Below are 19,786 nucleotides of genomic sequence, written 5' to 3'. Positions count from 1 at the left end.
ACCCGCGGGCCCGCGGCGTCGCGCGGCGGTGCCGAGAGCCGCGGAGGAGCACGTTGTCGGTGGGGGATGTCAGACTTCGCCGGGTGAAGCAGTTGTCCCACCAGACAGGTACCGAGCCGACAGGTGCCGAGCAGGCCGCGCTACGGGATCGGCTGGCCGCGCTGCGCGGCCCGGGCCGGCAGCCGAGACCGCTGGACAGCAGGGCCCTGACGGCGCTCGCCGCCAACCCTGGGTGCAGCCGCCGTGCGCTGCTGGACAGCGCGGGCGTGGACAAGGCGGCCCTCGCCGAAGCGCTCGGCGCACCTGCCAACTTCGGGCAGTCGCAGTTCGCCTTCGCCCGCGGCCACGCCTTCGAGGCCGGGGCGACGCGCGACGGCGGCCTCGAGCTGGTCCGGCTGCTGTGTGCGCACACCGGTCAAGTGCCGCCCGATCCGCAGCTGTTGGAGTGCCCGGACCTCACCGCCGAAGGGCAGGAGGGCCGAATCGAGAGCACCCGCGAGGCGTTGGCCCGGGCGCAGACGCACGGGCAGGGCGGGGAGGAGGCGCGGCAGGGCCGGCCCGGCTCCTGGTCGGTGCTGCTGCATCCGATGGTGCGGCTGACGGTCGCCGGGGCGCCGGTCTGCCTGGAGCCCGACGCGATCGTGGTCGACGGGGACGCGGGCGTGACGATCGTGGAGATCAAGTCCTTTCCGATCCTGGACGGTTCGGCCGCTCCGACGAAGGTGGGCGCCGCCACCCGGCAGGCCGCGGTCTACGGGCTGGCGCTGGAGGCGATGGGGGTGCGGGCCGCGGAGTCCGTCCTGCTCGTCTGCCCGAAGGACTTCTCCAACCTCCCGACCGCGGCCCTGGTCGACATGCGCAAGCAACTGGCGGCGGTCCGCAGGCAGTTGCACCGGCTGACCCGGGTCGAGGAGCTGACCGCCGCGCTGCCGGCGGGCACCAGCTTCGATCTGGACCTCCCGCCGGACCGGCTGGCGGGCGCGGTCGACTCGGTGCCCGCGGCGTACGCGCCGGAGTGCCTGGCGGGCTGCGATCTGGCCTTCCACTGCCGCTCCCAGGCGCGCACCGGGAACGACCCCGCGGTGCTCGGCCGCGGCACCCGCGCCGAGTTGGGCGCGCTGACCACGGTGAAGGCCGCGCTGGACGCCGCCCACAGCGATCCCCCGCCGCCCGAGCCCGAGGGCGCGGCGCATCCGGCCGGCCCGAGCGACCCTCCCGATCCGGCCGTCCTCGCGCTGCGCCGAGCAGCCCGACTGCGCGCCGAGGTCCTGGGCCCGCACAACGGCACCGGCCCGCACGGCGCCACCGGCCCGGGCTCAGACGGCGCCTCGGGTTCGGACGGCGCCTCGGGTTCGGACGGCGCCTCGGGTTCGGACGGCGCCTCGGGTTCGGACGGCGCCACCGGCCCGCACGGCGCCACCGGCTCGGGGCCCGCGGGAGGTGGACCGTGCCGCTGATGCACAACCTGGCCCGGATGGAGGCGATGGCCGCCGGTCGTGCCCAACCGCTGACCACCGTCCGCCACCGCCATCTGAGTCAACATCCGCTGGTGCTGGTTCCGTTGACCACCGCGGGCGAGGTGGGCGCTCCGCTCGGCGCGATGCTCGGCACCGACCGGGACCGTCCGCTGCTTCTCACCGTCCCCCAGCCCAAGGACCGCGATCTGCGGTTCGCCTTCCTCTCCGACCTCGCCGAGGCGCTGCTGCCGCATCTGGAGTCGGCCCTGGAGGAGACCGAGCAGGTGCGCGAGGACGCCGAAGTCTGCACGGACGCACCGCAGTTGCTGGTTCCCAACGCGCCCGGGGCGGAGTTCGTACGGCTGCTCGGCCGCTCCATGCGGTTCCGGCGCACCGCCGAGGAGGACCCGCAGACCCCGTACCCCTCCCCCGCCCGGGTGCCGCTGCTGGGGCGCTGGCTGACGCACTACGGCGAGCGGGCTCGGGTGCCGGGCTCGTCCCTGCTGCTGTCCATGACCGAGGTGCTCACCCGGCACTGGGCGACCGGGCAGAGCTCGCTGGAGGACCAGCATCTCGGGGCGCTGCTGGCCTGGCTGCGCGCCGGCCCTGAGGGCGGTGGCGAGGCTGCCGCGCTGGAGGCGGAGACCGCCCGCGACGAGCACGGTCAGCTGCGGACGCCGCCCTCGGGCCCGTCGACCGACCCCGCCTTCGACAACCGCGTCCTGGCCCCGGCGGTGGAGCGGTACGACGCCGGTCTGCCCGGTTCGGCGGAGCAGGTGCACCAGCTGCTCGGCGGCCAACTGCGCCCGGTCTGGGACGCGATGTGGGAGAGCGTGGATCTGCTGCGCCGGCTGCCGGAGGGCGAGCGGGTCGCCTCCCGCTGGGAGAGCGACCGCTGGTCCTACACCGCGCACCGCGATCGGCTGCGGGCGGGCGAGCCGCCCCAGCCCCGCCGGGACGACGCGGTGACGGCCGCGCGGAAGCTGTCGGTGCGCGAGCGGGACCAGGCACGGCTGCGGGCGCAGGAGGCGTTGGACGACCCGCTGGTGATGGCCGAACGCAGGCTGGCCGGCGAGGCGTTCGTGGCCGAGGTGACCGACTCCTGGATGACGTACTCGCAGGGGCGCCGCCCGATGCCGCGGCCGGTGCTGGCGCTGTCCACCGAGGACGTCCCGCAGTGGGCGCCGGGTGCGCGCGCGTACCGGGTGCTGCCTTCGGGCGCTGCGCAGCCCGCCGAGTTCCTCGCGCCGGAGGACGGGCTCGCCGAGGGCACCGCGGCCGCCGGCGAGGACGACAGCGCGGCCGAGAGCACGGCCGAAGGCACGGCCGGCCCGGGCGAGTTGAGGCTGCGGCTGACCGGCGGGATGGGCCGGGCCAAGGAGCCCGCACCCGGCTCGGTGCCGGAGGTCGGGGACCGTGTCTGCTGGACGCTCTTCGAGCACGCCCCGCGCGGCGGTCCCTCGCTGCCCGAGCCGGAGGACACCCCCTGGACGCACGGCGGGCCGCCGCAGTCCGGCACACCGCTCCCCGAGCCGCGCACCGGCGAACGGTCCGGCGCGGGCGGGTCGTTGGGTGCGGGCGGGCACACCGTCGGCGCCGGTTCGCCGGGTGTCACCGATCCGTTGGCGCACTCCACGCTCCCCGACCCCGTCACCGCCGAGGACCTGCTGTGAGCACTGCCCGCCCGACGCACGAGTCGGCGACTGCCGCCACCGGGCCCTCCGCGTCCGGACACCCACCGTCCGAGCGCTCGGTGTCCGGGCCGTCCGTGTCCTCGCTGTCCGGGCCCGCGTCCGGGGAGGTGCCCGCGCCCAGCCCGGCCGGCGCCGCCGCGGCGGCGACCGCGGCAATCCTCGCCGACATCCTCACCGGCACCGAGCGCGGCGTGGTGGTGGACTCCCCGCCCGGCGCCGGCAAGTCGACCCTGGTGGTGCGCGCCGCACAGGAGCTGGCCTCCGCCGGTCGCCGGCTGATGCTGGTCGCCCAGACCAACGCCCAGGTGGACGATCTCGTCGACCGCCTCGCCACCGCGGACCCCGAGCTGCCGATCGGCCGTCTGCACAGCACCGAGGCGCGCCCCGACGACGCGTCCGCGCTCGCGCTGGGGCGGCACCCCTCGGTGCGGATGTCCGCGAAGGTCGCCGACCTGGTCGAGCACGACGTGGTGGTCTCCACCGCGGCGAAGTGGGCGCATGTGCGCGATGTCGAGCCCTGGGAGCAGGCCATCGTCGACGAGGCGTACCAGATGCGCTCGGACGCCCTGCTCACCGTGGCCCGCCACTTCGAGCGGGCCCTGTTCGTCGGCGATCCGGGCCAGCTGGACCCGTTCAGCCAGGTCGGCACCGAGCAGTGGGCGGGGCTGAGCTACGACCCGTCGGCCAGCGCGGTGGCCACGCTGCTCGCCCACAATCCCGGCCTCCCCCAGCACCGGCTGCCGGTCTCCTGGCGGCTGCCGGCCAGCGCCGCACCGCTGGTGTCCCGGGCGTTCTACCCGTACACCCCGTTCCGCAGCGGCACGCGGGAGGGCGAGCGCCGACTGGCCTTCGGCCGCGCGGGGGACGGCTCGGCGACCGACCGGGTCCTCGACGTGGCGGCCGAATCCGGCTGGGGCCTGCTCGAGCTGCCGCCCGCGCACACGCCCCGCACCGACCCGCAGGCGGTCGCGGCGGTCGCCGACGTCGTCCGCCGGCTGCTGGAGCGCGGCGGGAGCACGATCGGCGAGCGTTCGCCCGAGCCCGCCCCGCTCACCGCGGACCGGATCGCGGTCGGCACCGCGCACCGCGACCAGGCCGCGGCGGTGCGGGCGGCCCTCGGCGGGCTGGGTGTGGAGGGCGTCGTCGCGGACACCGCGAACCGGTTGCAGGGCAGGGAGTTCGACGTCACGGTCGTCCTCCACCCGCTGTCCGGGCGGCCGGACGCCACCGCCTTCCATCTGGAGACCGGCCGGCTGTGTGTGCTGGCGTCGCGGCACCGGCACGCCTGCATCGTGGTGTGCCGGGCGGGCGTGCCGGAGCTGCTGGACGCCTACCCGGAGACGGAGCCGGTGCCGCTGGGCGTCACGGTGAAGTTCCCGGACGGCTGGGAGGCTCACCACTCGGTGCTGGCGCATCTGGAGGAGAGCCGCGTACGGGTCCGCTGACGCCCGCCGTGCGCCGGTCCCGCGGGCCGCGGCGGCGGTCCGACCGGCGCGAGCGCCGGGCTCGCGCTCCGGGCCGGTGCGCTCTTGCGCGGCGCGCGACAATGTTCAGTGCCCTACTCCCACGGAGGTGTCTGCATGCCAGAGCCGCACTCGGCTCCGGACCCGCGCAACGGCGTGCCCCGGTTCAGCCGTCCGGTGCCGCTGACGTTCGAGCCGACCGAGGCCGCGGGCGACGAGGAGCGCTTCTTCGACCTGGAGTCGATCAGCGATCCGCGGGAGCTGCTGGCCAGATCGACGGATCTGTCGCTCGCCTTCCAGGCGGCGGCCGACCGGGCCGTGGAGTTCCAGGCGATGGCGGCGGCGCAGCTGGCCGACCCCGGCCGGTTCGACCGGCTCTCGGAGGCCGCCATCGCGGAGCGGGCGGAGTGGAGCGAGGACTACGCCCGGAAGATGGTCGAGTTCGGCCGCGAGCTGCTGCGCCGACGCCCGCCGCAGTAGGCAGGCGTCCGCCCCGGCCCCGCATCGGACGCACCCGGGGAAGCACTCGACCCGCAAGCGCCGAGGCGGCCCGGAGAAGGACCGGGTGCGCGCCCGGCGGACGTTCCCCACGGGCGCGCACCCGTGGGCGCGGGCGGACACCGAAGGCCACCGGTTATCGATTTTCACTCTTCCGGACGCTGGTGCTAAGGTCTGTGACGTCAGCAGGCGCCGTTAGCTCAGTTGGTTAGAGCAGCTGACTCTTAATCAGCGGGTCCGGGGTTCGAGTCCCTGACGGCGCACTCCATCACCAGGTGATGCTGGGCCTTTCCGAAGCCGGAAGGGCCCAGAGCTGTTTGTGAGGGGCCCGGGTTCTCCCGGGCCCCTCGTGCGTCCGGCCCACCGCCGCCGAAGGCCCGCGACACTCGTTCCCGCCCGAGCGCGGTCCGCCTCGGGCGGGAAGAGCGATCCGCCTCAGGACGACGGGGCTGTGGCGACGGCGGCCGCGTACCCCTCGACGGCGACGTCCGCCAGCCGCCAGCCGTCCGGGCCGGGCGCCGGTACGGGGCCGCTGCCCACGTAGTCCAGATCCAGCTCCCGCCCGAGGCCGGTCCCGATGCCCTTGAGATACGCCTCCTTGCGCGCCCACACCCGTCCGAACGCGGCCACCCGCTCCGGATGCGGCAGCGCCCTCAGCTCCGCGGCCTCGCGGGGGTGCAGACTCCCGGCGAGGTCGTCCACCGAGCCCGGGCGGGGACCCCGCTCCACGTCCACGCCCACCGGGCTCGCGGCGAGCGCGATCAACGCGACGGTCCCGCTGTGCGAGAGGGAGAAGTGCAGCGGCGCGCCGACGAGCGCGGGACGGCCGTGCTGCTTGTCGCAGCAGGGGCACTGCTCCCGGGTGAACCGCAGATCCTCGGGCGGCACTCCCAGGCAGGAGCCCAGCAGGAGCCGAAGCCCGATGTGCGCGCCCTGGTAGAGCGCACGTGCGCCGTCCACCCGGAAGGCGGCGGCCCGGGCGCGCTCCTCCTCGTCGAGGACGGCGGCCGTCCGCCGCTCCAGCACCGCGCCGTGCCGTGCGGCGTCGACCAGCCACAGCGAGGGCTCCTCGCCCGGCTGCGGCATCGGTACGGCCGGGGCGGCCTCCAACGACTCCAACACCGTGGGTGTGCGCATGAGTTCTGCCGTGGCGTCCATGCGGTCACCCTATCCAGGTGCCTGCCGCGGCCGGTCAGCGTCGGGTGATGCGCAGGTTCCACTCGCCCGACTCGGACTGGTCGAGCACGGAGATCCGTACGTCGCCGCCGTCGACCGACAGGCTCTCGCCCACCCGCAGCGGGGCGTCGGCCAGCTCGGGCCGCACCGAACTGCCGTGGCAGGCGGCCGTGTCCGGGTGGCCGTCGAGCACCTCGACGGGACCGTCCGCGGAGGCCCGGTCGGTGGTGACCCGGTAGGCAAGCACTCCGCTGGTGCAGACCGAGACGTCGTTGCCGAGCGGCTCGCGCACCTCCAGCACGATCGCCTCGTGCGCACCGGTGCGGACCACCGCCATCCGGCTCGCCGGCCTGGCGCGGGCCACGGCGGCCTGCGCCTGCGCCCCGCCGCGCCCGTCGTCGGCCCCGCCGCCCCACCGCGGCTCCTCGGGCTCGGCACCGAGCGGCACCAGGGTGTGCAGGCTGGTGCCCGGTTGCCAGACGCAGTCCACCTGCTCGTCGTCCAGCCACCCCAGCTTCCACCGGTGCCAGCCGAACGGGTCGGGGGCCAGGCCGAACTGGCTGCCCATGAGGTCCCAGTCGCCGACATGGGTGTCCCAGTCGCCCTTGCCGTCCTCCGGCCGGTTGTAGAGGTCGGGCAGATCGAAGACGTGGCCCGTCTCGTGGGCCAGCACGTTGCGGTCGGCCGGGTACCGCTCGAAGAGGGTGACCACGCGGTTGAGTTCGGTGCCGTCGACCCGGATCGGGTCCTTGAAGTTCACGACCTTCGTCGCGTCGGAGTCCACGCCCGGAGCGTCCGGATCGGCGACGAGGTAGACGATGTCGTACTCGCCGAAGTCCACCTCCGGATCGGTGACCGCCAGCGCGTCGCGCAGGAACGACGCCCGGCTCGCGGTGCTCCAGTCCCGCGCTATGTCGTACGCCGTCGACTTCTTCGGCATCTCGATCCACCGCGGGACGGGGTGTGCGCGCAGGTCGAACCGGCCGTAGGACGCCTGCCGGAAGAAGTCGCTGGTCGCCGGGAAGTAGTCGCGGGTGAGCTGCTGGGGGGTGACGCCCGGCCTGGAGTCGGGGAAGGAGAGGAAGAGCATCACGGCGTCGGCCCTGCCCTCGGGCCGCACGTAGGAGGAGTCCCAACTGCTGACGCCCAGGGAGTGGTGGGCGTCGGTGCGTTCCAGCGCGCAGGGCGTGCCCGCCACTCCCCGGGCGAGGGGCCCGGCCATCGACGCCGTACTGATCACCGCGGTGAGCGCCGTCACCACGGACAGCGGTCTGCGCAACGACCGACGCACGCCCGCCGGCGGGGTGCGTGGGGCACGCTCGTCCGGCACCGGGGCCTCCCAAGGGGTGTCGTGGCTTCACCTCACCTTCGGAGCCGACGGGTGCCCCCGCCCGTTCGAGTAGGCCGACCGGGTCGGGCCCGGGCGTCGCCTCGGACCGCAGCAGTCGCAGCAGTCGCAGCGCCACCAGTGCAGTCACCCTGTGTCAACATCACCCCTGGTTTCGGGATCGGTGCCCGCGGTCGCCGCACCTCGTACTGACGTCCGGGACGGTCGCCTCCAGGAGTGCCCAATCCCCTCGCCATGCTGGCCCAACTGCCGCCACAAGCCCTATGATCGGCACACTTTCCAGCGACGAATCCCCTTTGGGAGCGATCGGTGAACGGAATCCGGAGCGGGCAGAAGGACGGCACCCAGAGCTCCGCGACAGCACACAAATTGATTACCGACAGTGATTACGCTGACTGTGCGGCCTCGTTCACCGAGCTCGTTCCCGGCCAGGGCGCGGATTTCCACGGGGCCTTCCACACCGCCCAGTTCGCCATGGCCGTGGTCAGCCGCAGCGGTCGTATCGTCGCGGCGAACCGGGCGCTCGCCACCCTCTTCGACACCTCCTCGCACCAGCTCACCCATCTGCCCGTCACCGACCTCGCCGGACTCGGACAGACCCCCCGCATCCGTACGGCCTGCCAGGCGGTGCTGCGCGGGGAGAGCGAGCAGATGCACTGCACCCGGCGACTGAAGCTGGCGGACGGCCAGCTCTTCTGGGCCGAGATCACCCTCAGACCGCTGCGCAGAGACGGCTCCGCGCTGCTGTCCGTCACCGATGTGAGCGAACGCCGGGATCTGCGCGAGCGACTGCGCCACCTGCAGATGCACGACCCGGTCACCAAACTGCCCAACCGCACACTCTTCTTCGAGCGCCTCGCGACCGCGCTCGCGGACAGCGCCACCGGCCGCATCGGTCTGTGCTATCTGGACATCGACGGCTTCAAGGCCATCAACGACACCTTCGGCCACCGGGTCGGCGACCAGCTGCTGGACGCCGTCGGAAGACGCCTGGTGCGCAGCACCACCACCGGTACGGCGGGCGGCGGCCACCTCGTCGCGCGGCTGGGCGGCGACGAGTTCGCGGTGCTGGTCGAGGCGTCGAGCGGGCCCACCCAGCTCACCGAGCTCGCCGCGGCGCTCCAGGCCGGGCTGGACAGATCCTTCGAGGTCGCGGGCGAACGGCTGGACGTCTCCGCGAGCATCGGTGTGGTGGAGCGCTCCGCCGTCGGGGCCAACGCCACCGAGCTGATGCAGGCCGCAGACACCACGCTGTACTGGGCCAAGGCCGACGGCCGCGCCCGCTGGACCCTCTTCGACTCCGAGCGCAACGCACACCGGATGACGCGCCAGGCGCTCTCCAGCACCCTGCGCCCGGCCGTCGAACGCGGCGAGTTCACCCTGGAGTTCCAACCGATCGTCGGACTGGCCGACGACAGTCTGCGCGGGGTGGAGGCGCTGGTGCGCTGGCGCCATCCCCAGCTGGGCACCCTGGGGCCCGGCCAGTTCATCCCGCTCGCTGAGGAGAACGGCTCCATCGTCCAGCTCGGCCGCTGGGTGCTGGCCGAGTCCTGCCGGCAGGCCAGACGGTGGCAGCTGGAGCACAGCGGCGATCCGCTCTTCGTCTCGGTCAACGTCGCGGTGCGGCAGGTGTGGGACTCCGACCTGGTCGCGGACGTGGCCACCGCCCTCCGGGAGAGCGGCCTGCCGGCCGGGCTGCTGCAGCTCGAGCTCACCGAGTCCGCGGTCATGGGCACCGGCGGCCGTCCGCTCCAGACACTGCGCGCGCTGTCCTCCATGGGGGTGCGCATCGCCATCGACGACTTCGGCACCGGGTACTCCAACCTCGCCTATCTCAGCCGGCTTCCGGTGCGCACCCTCAAGCTGGACGGCACCTTCGTCAGCGGCTTCCGGGTGTCCTCACCGCGCAATCCGGCGGACGAGACGATCGTCTCCTCGCTCGTTGACCTCGCGCACAAACTGGGGATCACCGTCACCGCCGAATGCGTGGAGGGCCAGGCGCAGGCGGACCGGCTGCGCCGCATCGGCTGCGACACCGGCCAGGGGTGGCACTACTCCAAGCCCGTCCCGGCCGACCGCATCTCCGCCCTGCTGGGCGCCTGACCCGCCACGCGCCCGTACGCGGAGCACGCCGTACGCCGCGTACGCCGTGCTCCGCACGCCCGAGCCGGTGCGCCCTTCGGGGCCGCACCGGACGCGGCCCGGCGCGGGGGCGGTCAGACCGCGCTCGCCCGGCCGCCGAAGAGGGTGCCCAGCTCGGGGCAGTCCACCCGCAGACCGAGCAGCCGCAGCCCCTCCCAGACCGTCACCTGGTTCGCGGTGAGCACCGGTTTGCCCAGGGCGAGTTCGAGGTCGGCGAGGTACGCGGCGGAGTGCAGCGCGGTGTCCGGCAGCAGTACGGCCTCGGCGTCCCGGTGGTCGCCCGCGCCGGCCATCGTCAGCACCTCCTCGCGGCCCCAGGTGCCGACCTCGGCCGCGGTGATGATGCCGCTCCCGCGCAGCGAGACGACCTCGATCCCCGCATCGCGCAGGAAGACCGCGAAGAGTTCTGCGACGTCCTCGGGATACGTGGCGGCCACCGCGACGCGACGCAGGCCGAGCTCCCGCGCGGCCCGGGCGAAGGCGAAGGATGTGCTGGACGCGGGGACGCCCGCGGTGCCGGACAGCTCCGCCACCTGCTCCGCCGCGCCCCGGGGGCCGAAGACGAAGCTGGCGCTCGTGCAGGACCAGACCACCGCCTGCGCGCCCGTCGCGACCACCTCGGAGACCTTGGCCGCCAGGCGCGCGGCCGAGCCCATCTCCAGAAGCGCGTCCACCCGGTGGGCGTCCTCGCCGATGTCGGTGTGCACCAGCGGCAGCCGCACATCGGCGCCGGCCTCGCGCAGCATCGCCTCCAGGCGGGGGTAGTCGTCCTCCGCCGAGTGGCCCGGGTACAGGAATCCGACGGTGCTGACGGCCATGTGCGGCTCCAGATCTCTCGTGCGTTGATCGACTGTTCTCCCCGCGCGGCGGGCGGACCCGCGGGAGCGGCGGGCGCGTACGGGACGCTCGGGGCGGACGCGCCCGGTGCAGGCCGGCTGCGGTCAGCCCGGCGGCAGCGGGCCGCCCGCCTCCTCCGGCCCGGCGGACTCGGTCGGCAGCTCCGCCGCGTCCGGCTCGCCGCCCGTCACGGCGGTGCCCGCCAGCGCCCTGGGCTCCGGCGGCTCGTCCCCGGCCGGAGGCGGTACGGGCGGGAGCGGTGCGGGCGGGGCCGGCGGGGGCAGTACGGTCATCGCGATCGGCCCGGTTCGGGCGGCCGGGTCCAGCAGCGCCTGGTACGGGCCGACGGCCTCCTTGCCGATGTGCCGCAGCGCTCCCCAGACGGTCACCTGGTTCGCCGAGAGGACGGGTATCCGCAGCTCCGCCTCCAGCTGCGGGATGACGTCGAAGGTCGGCAGATTGGTGCAGCTGATGAAGAGCGCGTCGGGAGCACCGGTGGCCGCCTCCCGCGCCATCTCCACGACGTCCCGGTACGGAACCCGCCAGATGTGGCTGGTCAGGCCGAGGTAGCTGCGTCCGGTGACCTCGACGCCGGCCTCGCCGAGGAAGTCCTCCAGGGAGTCGGTCACCGACCGGGTGTACGGCGTGACGACCGCGATCCGCCGTGCGCCGATCTCGCTCAGCGCCTCCAGCAGGGCGCCGGAGGTCGTCACGGCGGGAGTCTCGCCCGCCTCCTCCATGGCGCGGCGCATCGCGCGCTCCCCGGCACCGCCGCCCACGAACGAGCCCGAGGTGCAGGCGTAGGCGACGACCCCCGGACCGACCGCGTGCAGCGCCCGTACGGCCGCGCGCAGCGTTTCGTGCTCGCTCACCAGCCGCGCCTGGTCCAGGCTCACCTCGACCGGAACGAACGGAGTACGGGTGAGATGGAGCGACACGTCGTCGGGCACCCACCGCCACAGCTCGCGATCGAGTGCGAAGTCGAACGGCGCGACGATCCCGACGCCGCGCTGCGGCTGCGGGCCGCCGAGAAAAGAGACGTCCATTGCGAGCCCCTCAAGATACGCAGGGACGGCTTACGGCCAGCCGACGCGGGCGCGCCCCTTGATCTCGGCACGCCGAACGCGTATGCCGGGAGCGCGGGAATCGCCAGTGTGCGGGCCTTGGGCCACAGAGGAAAAGTGCCGGACTTCAAGCCGGGACGCCGGGACAGATGCCTTTGTTGACGAAGGTAGTTTCTGCTCCCTACCGTGGTCAATCCTCGCTTCTGTTCGCGTGAACCCGCTTGCGTGACCCAGTCAAACCCGCCCCCGTTGCGAAATGGTTTCCCGCTGATGACGCAGACGTCCCTGCCTCGTGTCCTGGTTCTCGACGACGAGCCGCTGCCCGATCTGAGCCCGCTCTCCGGCAGGGCCGAAGTCCTGCACAGCGACGGTGGATCACTGCCCTCGCTGCTCCCCGAGGCGGATGTGCTGCTGGTGTGGAACTTCACCACCGACGCGGTGAAGGACGCCTGGCCCGGCGAGGGCCCGCGTCCGGGCTGGGTGCACACCGCCAGCGCCGGAGTCGACCGGCTGCTGCCCGAACTCGCCGACTCCGATGTGGTGATCACTAATGCGCGCGGCGTATTCGACCAGCCCATCGCGGAATACGTCGCCGGGCTCGTCATCGCCATGGCCAAGGATTTCCGCGGCACCTGGGAATTCCAGCTCGGCCACCAATGGCGGCACCGAGAGACAATGCGCGTCGGCGGCACCCGTGCGGTTGTCGTGGGTTCCGGCGGAATCGGCAGGGCAATTGGCCGCACGCTCAAGGCACTCGGTGTCAGCGTCGATCTCGTCGGGCGCCGACAGCGGGACGGCGACGAGGAGTTCGGCACGGTGTGGGGCAGCGACGCACTGGACGGACTGCTGCCCGAGGCCGACTGGGTCGTCTGCGCGGCGCCGCTCACCGCGGCGACCGACGGCATGTTCCACCGCGCGTCCTTCGAACGGATGAAACAGGGCGCCCACTTCATCAACATCGGACGCGGTCGGCACGTCGTGACCGAGGACCTGGTGCGGGCGCTGTCCGAAGGCAGACTGCGCGGCGCCGCGCTGGACGTGCTCGACGAGGAGCCGCCGCCGGCCGGCAGCCCGGTCTGGGACGCCCCCGGGCTGATGCTCTCCCCGCACATGAGCGGCGACACGATCGGCTGGCGGGGCGACCTGGCCGCCCAGTTCCTCGCCAACTTCGACCGTTGGGCGGCGGGCGAACCGCTGCTCAACGTCGTCGACAAACAGCTGGGTTACGTCCCGGCGGGCGCCTGACGCCCGTGACCGGCCCGTCCGCGGCCGGTCCTTCCACCTCCCGGAGGCCCTGTTGAGCACACTGCCCGAGCTGCCCGACGTCACCGGCGGCGCCGCCCACCCCGACACCGACGCGCCCGGTCCCGCACCCGGACGGCCCGAGAGCGCCGGACCGCGCTCCGGTGTCGATCTGACCGCGCTCACCGCCGCGGAACTCGTCGCGGGGTATGCGGCCGGCACCTTCTCCCCCGTCGACGCCACCGAGGCCGTACTGGCCCGCGCCCATGCGGTGCAGCCCTCGCTCAACGCCTTCGTCCGGATCTTCGACGAACAGGCGCTCGCGCAGGCCCGGGAGTCGGAGGAGCGCTGGAGCCGGGGTGCACCCGGCGGGCTGCTCGACGGAGTGCCCGTCACGGTCAAGGACATCCTGCTCCAGCGTGGCAGCCCCACGCTGCGCGGCTCCTGGGGCGTCTCCGACGAGGGGCCGTGGGAGGAGGACGCCCCGTCGGTGGCGAGGATGCGCGAGCACGGCGCGGTGTTCGTCGGCAAGACCACGACGCCCGAGTTCGGCTGGAAGGGTGTCACCGACAGCCCCCGGCACGGGGCGACCGGCAACCCGTACGACCCCGCACGCACCGCGGGCGGCTCCAGCGGTGGCGGGAGCGCGGCGGTCGCGGCCGGTGCGGCGCCGCTGACGCTCGGCACCGACGCGGGAGGGTCGGTGCGCATCCCCGCCTCGTTCTGCGGGATCTTCGCGCTCAAGCCGACCTACGGCCGGGTGCCGATCTATCCGGCGAGCGCCTTCGGCACCCTGGCGCACGTCGGCCCGATGACCCGGGACGCGGCCGACGCGGCGCTGCTGATGGACGTGATCAGCGCCCCCGACTCCCGCGACTGGTCCCAACTGGCCCCGCCGACCGGCAGTTTCCGCGACGGGCTCGGGAACGGCGTGCGCGGCCTGCGCATCGCCTACTCCCCCGACTTCGGCGGCCGGGTGGCCGTCGCTCCCGACGTGGCGGCGGCGGTGCGGCGGGCGGTGGACCGGCTGGTCGAGCTCGGGGCGGAGGTGGAGGAGGTCGATCCGGGCTTCGACGATCCGATCGAGGCCTTCCACGTGCTGTGGTTCAGCGGCGCCGCCCGCGTCACCCAGCACTTCACCCCGGAGCAGCGCGAGCGGATGGACCCGGGGCTGCGCGAGGCGTGCGAGGAGGGCGCGCGCGCCTCCGCGCTGGACTACCTCGCCGCCGTCGACGCGCGGATGGCGCTGGGCAAGCAGATGGGCGTGTTCCACCAGAAGTACGACCTGCTCGTCACCCCGACGATGCCGGACACCGCCTTCGGCATCGGCCGCGAGGTGCCGGACGGCGCGACGTACCGGAGGTGGACGGGTTGGACGCCGTTCACCTACCCCTTCAATCTGACCCAGCAGCCGGCGGCCAGCCTGCCGTGCGGGCTGGACTCGGCGGGCCTCCCGATCGGCGTCCAGCTGGTCGGTGCCCGGCATGCGGACGCGCTGGTGCTGCGCGCCGCGCACGCGCTCTACGGCACCTCGGTGACCGAGCTGCCTCCGCCGCCGCTGCCGCAGGGCTGAGAGCGGAACCAGGAACGGACATAAAGGGCGGGCGCCGCTCGGCGCCCGCCCATGGTTTTGTCATATGCCAGAAGCCGACCTGGTGTTTCCCGCCGCCCCGGCCGCGGCGGCGGCTCCCCTCACCCGGGGCCGCACCAGCCGTACGAGCGACCGCAGCGGGCTCGCAACAGAGCCGCCCGGGACGCCGAACCGCCGGGCGCCCCGCCCGATCCGGAACCGGGACGGGGCCCACCCGCCGCACCAACCGCCTCAGACGCGGCGGAAGTTGAGCGTCTCCCCGAGAGCACCGGCCCGCCACAGGCCCTGGCACGCCTCGGCCATCTCCGGCAGGCCCTCGACCACGCTGCCCCACACGATGCCCGGCACCCAGCCAGCGTCACCGTTGATCAGGAGGTTGTTGCGCTCGTAGAAGAGCGCGAGGTCGACCACCGTGGTGCGACCGCGGTGGCCCGCCTCGGCCTCGTAGCCGTAGGACTTGGTGCCGAGCTGGGTGTCGGTGAAGGTGAAATAGCACAGGTCGCCGGGGATCGGGGTGACGGTCGGGTTCTCCAGCGGCGGCTCCTCGGGCGCGAAGGTCGGGAGCAGGGCGTAGATCTCGTTGCGGGCGTACTTGGCGTGGTAGACGTCCCCGCCGAGCGGCAGCGCGTTCCATACGGCGTCGCAGGTGATCGGAGCACGGTCGTCCAGCAGTTTGGCGGTGCAGCGCACACCGCGCCTGTCCAGCGAGACCTCAACGAAACGGTCGGTCATCACACCTCCCGGTGGTGGCTGTATCGGCGATGGTCACACAGCTTCACTGTGCCCACTCGCGCACCGCCCGACCCGTACGCCGCTCCCACGGGGCGCCGACGTACCACCCCGGCACCTCCGAAACACACGCCGCCACCCCGCGCACGGCGGCGGAGCACGACGAAGAGGGGCCCCTCGCAGTGAAGCGAAGGGCCCCTCGACCGTCTGTGCGCCGTCAGGGACTCGAACCCCGGACCCGCTGATTAAGAGTCAGCTGCTCTAACCAACTGAGCTAACGGCGCCTGCTGACGGGAGAACTCTACCTGCCCGCGAGGGGTGCTCACGACCATCGCCCCCGGACCGCCCGAGGAGCCGACGGCCGCAGCTCAGAGCGAGAGCGAGAGCAGCACGGGCGCCGCCCGCTCGTTGAGCTTGCGCGCCGCGTAGCGGAGCCGGTGGGCCTTCTGGAGCGGCAGCGACACCGCGAGGCAACCCACCGACGCACCGGCCGTCACCGGCACCGCCGCGCAGACGGTCCCCATCGCGTACTCCTGGAGGTCGAGCACCGGCACGGTCGGCGGCTGGCGGTCGAGCTGACTGAAGAGCACGCGCTCGCTGGTCGTGGTGCGCGAGGTGAGCCGGATCGTACGGTGCCGGGAGAGGTGGTCGCGGCGCCCGTCGTGGTCGAGCTGGGTGAGCAGGCACTTGCCGACCGCCATGGCGTGTGCGGCGGCTCTGAAGTCGACCCACTCCTGCACGGCGGGCGTGCCGGGCCCCGCTGCGAACTGGGTGACCTTCACCTCGCCGTCGACGTAACGGCTGATGTAGACCGCGGCCCCGACCTCGTCGCGCAGCGAGGTGAGCGTGCGCTGCAACTGGCCCTCCAGCCGGCTGCGACGGTCGCCCGCCCCGCCCAGCAGCCGGAAGGCGTCGCCCGCGACGAAGGTCTTGTCGCTCAGCTGCTCCAGGTAGCCCTCGCGGGCGAGCATCACCAGCAGGCGGGCGAGGTGGCCGGGAGGCAGCCCGGTCTCCTTGACCAGCTCCTCCTCGGTCCGTCCGTCCGGGTACCGGGCGATTGCCTCAAGCACACGCAGTGCGTACTGAACCGAGTGAAACGGAACGGACGGCACGGGCTTGGGCGCCACGGTGTCCCCCTCGAGGTAGTGACCGCTTGCGCCGTGACCATTGCTCCGGGTCACGGGCTCAACTCAAGATAACGCTCAAGACCCTCTGATTACCCGACCGTCGACCAAACGGCATATGCCTCAAGCAAAGTCGTGCACCACGAGGGGCGCGACAGCCGCGCCGGCTGTCGCGCCCCTCGTGAAACGCTCGGAAAACCCCGAGGTCAGAGCACCGCGCCGAGGAACTCGCGGGTGCGGGGGTGGTCCGGGTCGTTGAACATCTTGTCCGGGGATCCGGATTCGATGACCTTGCCCTCGTTGAACATCAGCACATCGTCGGAGATGTCCCGCGCGAAGCTCATCTCGTGCGTCACGCACAGCATGGTGATGTCCGTGGTGTGCGCGATGTCCCGCAGGACGTCGAGCACACCGGCGACCAGCTCGGGGTCGAGCGCCGAGGTGACCTCGTCCAGCAGCAGCACCTGCGGACGCATCGCCAGCGCACGCGCGATGGCCACGCGCTGCTGCTGACCGCCGGAGAGCTGCGAGGGGTACTTGTCCATGTGCTCGGTCAGACCGACGAGCTCCAGCAGGTCGCGGGCGCGGGTGTCGGCCTCCTCCTTGGAGAGCCCGAGCACGTTGACCGGCGCCTCGGTGATGTTCCGCAGCACCTTCATGTTCGGGAAGAGGTTGAACTGCTGGAACACCATGCCGATGTTCTTGCGCACCTCGCGGATGTGCTTCTCGCCGGCGGGTACGAGCTTGCCGTTCTTCTCCTCGTGGGTCAGGTACTCGCCGCCCACCGTGATGGTGCCCTCGTCCGGCTTCAGCAGCGTCATCAGCAGCCGCAGAATCGTCGTCTTGCCGGAGCCGGACGGGCCGATCAGGGTGACGTGCTTGCCGGAGTCGACTCTGAACTCCAGGTCGTCCAGCACCACGTTGTCACCGAACCGCTTGGTGACCCGGTCGAATCTGATCAGCTCGCTGCCGTCCACCTTGGGGTTGGCGGCGCCCGAGGCGTCCTCGGGAACGCTCTTCGCGTCACCGGTCGCGCCCTTCGCGAGAGTGGCGCCGGTGCGCTCGTTCTCTTCCTGGTTCGGGGTCTCACTTGACAAGGCGACGCTCCAAGACTCGCAGCAGAAGGGAAGCCGGGTAGGCGATCAGGATGAAGGCGATGCCGACCACGGTGTAGGCCTCGATGGTGAAGGTCGCGTTGCTGAAGGCACTTGCCTCGCCCAGCATCTCGTAGGCGCCGATGACCGCGATCATGGGCGAATCCTTCAACATCGCGACCACGTAGTTGCCCAGGGCCGGGATGACGCGGCGGATCGCCTGGGGCAGGATCACCGCGGTCCACGTCCTGACCTTGGGGAGGCTGAGCGCGGTGGCCGCCTCCCACTGGCCTGCGGGCACCCCGTCGATGCCGGCGCGGTAGACCTCGGCCGTGTAGGTCGAGTAGTGGAGGCCGAGACCGATGATGCCGGTCATCAGCGGCGACATCGACGGGCCCCACTCGGGAACCACGTAGAAGAGGAAGAACAGCTGGACGAGCAGCGGAGTGTTCCTGATGAACTCCGTCACCGCCGTCACCGGCCATCGCACCAGCTTGCGTTCGGACCGTTGCGCTATGGCCCACACCAGACCCAGCGCGAAGGCGATGAGGCTGCCGAACGCCAGAGCCTGAATGGTGACGATCACGCCGTCCCAGAACTTGGGCATGAAGTCGCTGACGACTTCCCAGTCCCAGTTCATCCCAGACCACCTGCTCCCTGCGACCGAGCGATGTCATTGGCGGCAGCCGGCTTGAGCCGGCGCCGCAGCCAACCGCTGCTCTCCGGCTGCTGGCCGACACCGGCCTTCGCCCTGCGCTCCAGCAGCCGCATTCCGCGCGTCAGCACGAAGGCGATGACGAAGTAGGAGATGAGCAGCAGCGTGTACGCCGGTGCGCTCTCGTTGCTCGCCAGCCGCGAGATGTTGGCGGCGAAGGTCATGTCCGCGACCGCGATCGTGGAGACCAGCGCCGTGCCCTTGAGCAGCTCGATCAGCAGGTTGTTGAAGGGCGGGATCATCTCCGGCCACGCCTGCGGAATCTCGATCTTCCTGAGCCGCTGCATCTTGGTGAAACTCAGCGCTATTCCGGCTTCTCGCTGAGCGGGCGGCACTGCCTGGAGAGCGCCGCGGACGATCTCGGAACCGTACGCGCCGTATGTCAGGCCGAGCGCGACAATGCCGGATGCCATCGGCACGAACTGCCAGCCGAACATCAGCGGGAAGGCGAAGGCCAGCCACAGCATGAGGACCAACGCCGAAGTTCCGCGGAACACCTCGAAATAGCAGCCGGCGACGAATCGGACGATCCACACCTCGGAGGTGCGGGCCAGGCCGACGACGAAGGCGACGACGAGTGCGAGGAGCGCGGAGAGAAGGGTGATCTGGATGGTGATCCAGACACCCGGGAGAAACCAACTGGTGAAGAGGGCTGAAGTCATTCGCACAGCTCCTCTGCGGTGAGATCGGTCATCTCTTCCTGGGTGAACCCGAAGGGACCGACGATCTTGAGCAGACCTTCGTTGTTGTTCTTGCGGAGCTTGTCCAACTCCTTGTTGAAGGCGTCACGGAAATTGGCCTCGGAGAGGCGGAAGGCGAAACCACCGGCTCCGTAGGCGGGTTCACCGTCGACGATCGGCTGGAACGGCTCGGTGTGCTCCGCCCGGCGCGAGTTCTTGACGACGTCCCGGACCGTGATGCTGGTGCCCGCGAAGGCGTCCACCCGGCCCTGGACGACGGCGTCGAGACCGGCGACCTGGTCCGGCAGGATCAGGATGTCCTTGATCCCCGCCGCCTCCGCGTAGGCGATCTCGGCGTACGCCTCACCGCTCGCGAGCTTGAGCTTCTTCTCGACGATGTCCTCGTAACGCGTGATGTTGTGCGGATTGCCCTTTCGGACGATGAACGCGTCCAACATCAGGTAGTCGGGGTCGGAGAACAGCACCTGCTGGCAGCGGGTGGCGTTGATGTACATACCCGCGGAGACCACGTCGAACTGCTGCGCCCGGAGTCCGGGAATCAGCGCGCTGAAGTCGACGGGAACGGGCTCGACGTTGTCGATCCCGAGGTTCTTGAAAATCACCTTGGCGAGCTCGGGCGCCTCACCCGTGGGCTCACCCTTGTCATTGATGTAACCGAAGGGCGGCTCACTGGCGATTCCGATCCGGACGGTGCCGCGGTCCCGCAGACGCTCCAGCAGATCGCCGCCTTCCACCTCCCCCTCCTCAGGTGCGCGGCTGCAACCCACAGCCCCCGCTGCGCCAAGAGCCGCCACTCCCACTCCTGCGAGGAGCGAGCGGCGGCTCACTTGTCTGTGACTGAGTGTCTGAATCTTTCTCGGTGGTGGAGCCATGGGCGCGCGACTACCCATCGATCGTTGAATCATGCAAAA

The 19,786-nt window shown here is 72.1% G+C and carries 17 protein-coding genes and 2 tRNA genes; 8 read left to right on the top strand and 11 right to left on the bottom strand.

Going from position 1 to position 19,786, the window contains the following annotated elements; translation table 11 throughout:
* Positions 1-92 precede the first annotated feature (92 nt).
* From MTQ01_RS21445 to MTQ01_RS21425, 5 genes are all read left to right on the top strand, one after another.
* Positions 93-1,457, top strand: coding sequence for a hypothetical protein (locus MTQ01_RS21445; protein WP_282613991.1), 1,365 nt, complete (start codon positions 93-95; stop codon positions 1,455-1,457).
* The gene (locus tag MTQ01_RS21440; protein WP_247492384.1) at positions 1,448-3,130 is read left to right on the top strand and encodes a hypothetical protein; all 1,683 of its coding nucleotides are present in this window, start codon (positions 1,448-1,450) and stop codon (positions 3,128-3,130) included. Before MTQ01_RS21445 ends, MTQ01_RS21440 begins: the two co-directional genes overlap by 10 nt.
* A 128-nt stretch (positions 3,131-3,258) precedes the next feature.
* The gene (locus MTQ01_RS21435; RefSeq protein ID WP_247492550.1) at positions 3,259-4,596 is read left to right on the top strand and encodes an AAA domain-containing protein; all 1,338 of its coding nucleotides are present in this window, start codon (positions 3,259-3,261) and stop codon (positions 4,594-4,596) included.
* 135 nt (positions 4,597-4,731) lie between these two features.
* Positions 4,732-5,094 (top strand): hypothetical protein, encoded by a 363-nt coding sequence (locus MTQ01_RS21430; RefSeq protein ID WP_211038605.1) that lies wholly within the window; start codon positions 4,732-4,734, stop codon positions 5,092-5,094.
* Between the two features lie 207 nt (positions 5,095-5,301).
* Positions 5,302-5,375: transfer RNA gene (locus tag MTQ01_RS21425), tRNA-Lys, on the top strand.
* 172 nt (positions 5,376-5,547) lie between these two features.
* On the opposite strand, the gene MTQ01_RS21420 is transcribed toward MTQ01_RS21425, so the two are convergent.
* Both MTQ01_RS21420 and MTQ01_RS21415 read right to left on the bottom strand, forming a co-directional pair.
* Positions 5,548-6,270, bottom strand: a complete 723-nt coding sequence (locus tag MTQ01_RS21420) for a 4'-phosphopantetheinyl transferase superfamily protein (RefSeq protein ID WP_247492383.1) — start codon at positions 6,268-6,270, stop codon at positions 5,548-5,550.
* Between the two features lie 34 nt (positions 6,271-6,304).
* Positions 6,305-7,618: a M6 family metalloprotease domain-containing protein gene (locus MTQ01_RS21415; RefSeq protein WP_247492382.1), complete on the bottom strand. Its 1,314-nt coding sequence runs from the start codon at positions 7,616-7,618 to the stop codon at positions 6,305-6,307.
* Positions 7,619-7,945: 327 nt separating this feature from the next.
* Here MTQ01_RS21415 and MTQ01_RS21410 point away from each other — a divergent pair, with 327 nt between their 5' ends.
* Positions 7,946-9,739 (top strand): putative bifunctional diguanylate cyclase/phosphodiesterase, encoded by a 1,794-nt coding sequence (locus MTQ01_RS21410; RefSeq protein WP_374207828.1) that lies wholly within the window; start codon positions 7,946-7,948, stop codon positions 9,737-9,739.
* 113 nt (positions 9,740-9,852) lie between these two features.
* Here MTQ01_RS21410 and MTQ01_RS21405 read toward each other — a convergent pair whose 3' ends face one another.
* Together MTQ01_RS21405 and MTQ01_RS21400 are read right to left on the bottom strand one after the other, a co-directional pair.
* Positions 9,853-10,596 carry a decarboxylase gene (locus MTQ01_RS21405; protein ID WP_247492381.1) on the bottom strand — a complete coding sequence of 248 codons (744 nt, stop codon included), beginning with the start codon at positions 10,594-10,596 and terminating at the stop codon, positions 9,853-9,855.
* Positions 10,597-10,719: 123 nt separating this feature from the next.
* Positions 10,720-11,661 carry a decarboxylase gene (locus tag MTQ01_RS21400; RefSeq protein WP_247492380.1) on the bottom strand — a complete coding sequence of 314 codons (942 nt, stop codon included), beginning with the start codon at positions 11,659-11,661 and terminating at the stop codon, positions 10,720-10,722.
* A 288-nt stretch (positions 11,662-11,949) separates the two neighbouring features.
* Between MTQ01_RS21400 and MTQ01_RS21395 the strand changes: the two genes are divergently transcribed.
* Together MTQ01_RS21395 and MTQ01_RS21390 are read left to right on the top strand one after the other, a co-directional pair.
* Entirely contained in the window at positions 11,950-12,924 is a 975-nt protein-coding gene (locus MTQ01_RS21395; RefSeq protein WP_247492379.1) for a D-2-hydroxyacid dehydrogenase, read from the top strand.
* A gap of 169 nt (positions 12,925-13,093) precedes the next feature.
* Positions 13,094-14,494 (top strand): amidase, encoded by a 1,401-nt coding sequence (locus tag MTQ01_RS21390; protein WP_247492546.1) that lies wholly within the window; start codon positions 13,094-13,096, stop codon positions 14,492-14,494.
* Positions 14,495-14,743: 249 nt separating this feature from the next.
* On the opposite strand, the gene MTQ01_RS21385 is transcribed toward MTQ01_RS21390, so the two are convergent.
* From MTQ01_RS21385 to ehuB, 7 genes are all read right to left on the bottom strand, one after another.
* Complete coding sequence (locus tag MTQ01_RS21385; RefSeq protein WP_247492378.1) at positions 14,744-15,244, bottom strand: DUF3830 family protein; 501 nt, start codon at positions 15,242-15,244, stop codon at positions 14,744-14,746.
* A 207-nt stretch (positions 15,245-15,451) separates the two neighbouring features.
* Positions 15,452-15,525, bottom strand: a tRNA-Lys gene (locus MTQ01_RS21380).
* A gap of 84 nt (positions 15,526-15,609) precedes the next feature.
* A complete protein-coding gene (locus MTQ01_RS21375; protein ID WP_247492377.1) occupies positions 15,610-16,368 on the bottom strand; it encodes an IclR family transcriptional regulator C-terminal domain-containing protein in 759 nt (252 codons plus the stop codon).
* Positions 16,369-16,571: 203 nt separating this feature from the next.
* Positions 16,572-17,342 (bottom strand): ectoine/hydroxyectoine ABC transporter ATP-binding protein EhuA, encoded by a 771-nt coding sequence (ehuA, locus tag MTQ01_RS21370; protein WP_247492544.1) that lies wholly within the window; start codon positions 17,340-17,342, stop codon positions 16,572-16,574.
* Between the two features lie 109 nt (positions 17,343-17,451).
* On the bottom strand, positions 17,452-18,099 hold the full coding sequence (gene ehuD, locus MTQ01_RS21365) for an ectoine/hydroxyectoine ABC transporter permease subunit EhuD (protein ID WP_247492376.1): 648 nt from the start codon (positions 18,097-18,099) through the stop codon (positions 17,452-17,454).
* Positions 18,096-18,836: an ectoine/hydroxyectoine ABC transporter permease subunit EhuC gene (gene ehuC, locus MTQ01_RS21360; protein WP_247492373.1), complete on the bottom strand. Its 741-nt coding sequence runs from the start codon at positions 18,834-18,836 to the stop codon at positions 18,096-18,098. Before ehuC ends, ehuD begins: the two co-directional genes overlap by 4 nt.
* Positions 18,833-19,747: an ectoine/hydroxyectoine ABC transporter substrate-binding protein EhuB gene (gene ehuB / locus MTQ01_RS21355; protein WP_247492372.1), complete on the bottom strand. Its 915-nt coding sequence runs from the start codon at positions 19,745-19,747 to the stop codon at positions 18,833-18,835. Before ehuB ends, ehuC begins: the two co-directional genes overlap by 4 nt.
* Positions 19,748-19,786: the final 39 nt, after the last annotated feature.

The organism is Streptomyces sp. XM4193 (assembly GCF_023072595.1).
In the GTDB taxonomy this organism is placed as follows: Bacteria; Actinomycetota; Actinomycetes; order Streptomycetales; family Streptomycetaceae; genus Streptomyces.
The sequence above is the reverse complement of the archived record's forward strand: the minus strand, read 5'-3'. Positions and strand labels throughout refer to the sequence as shown.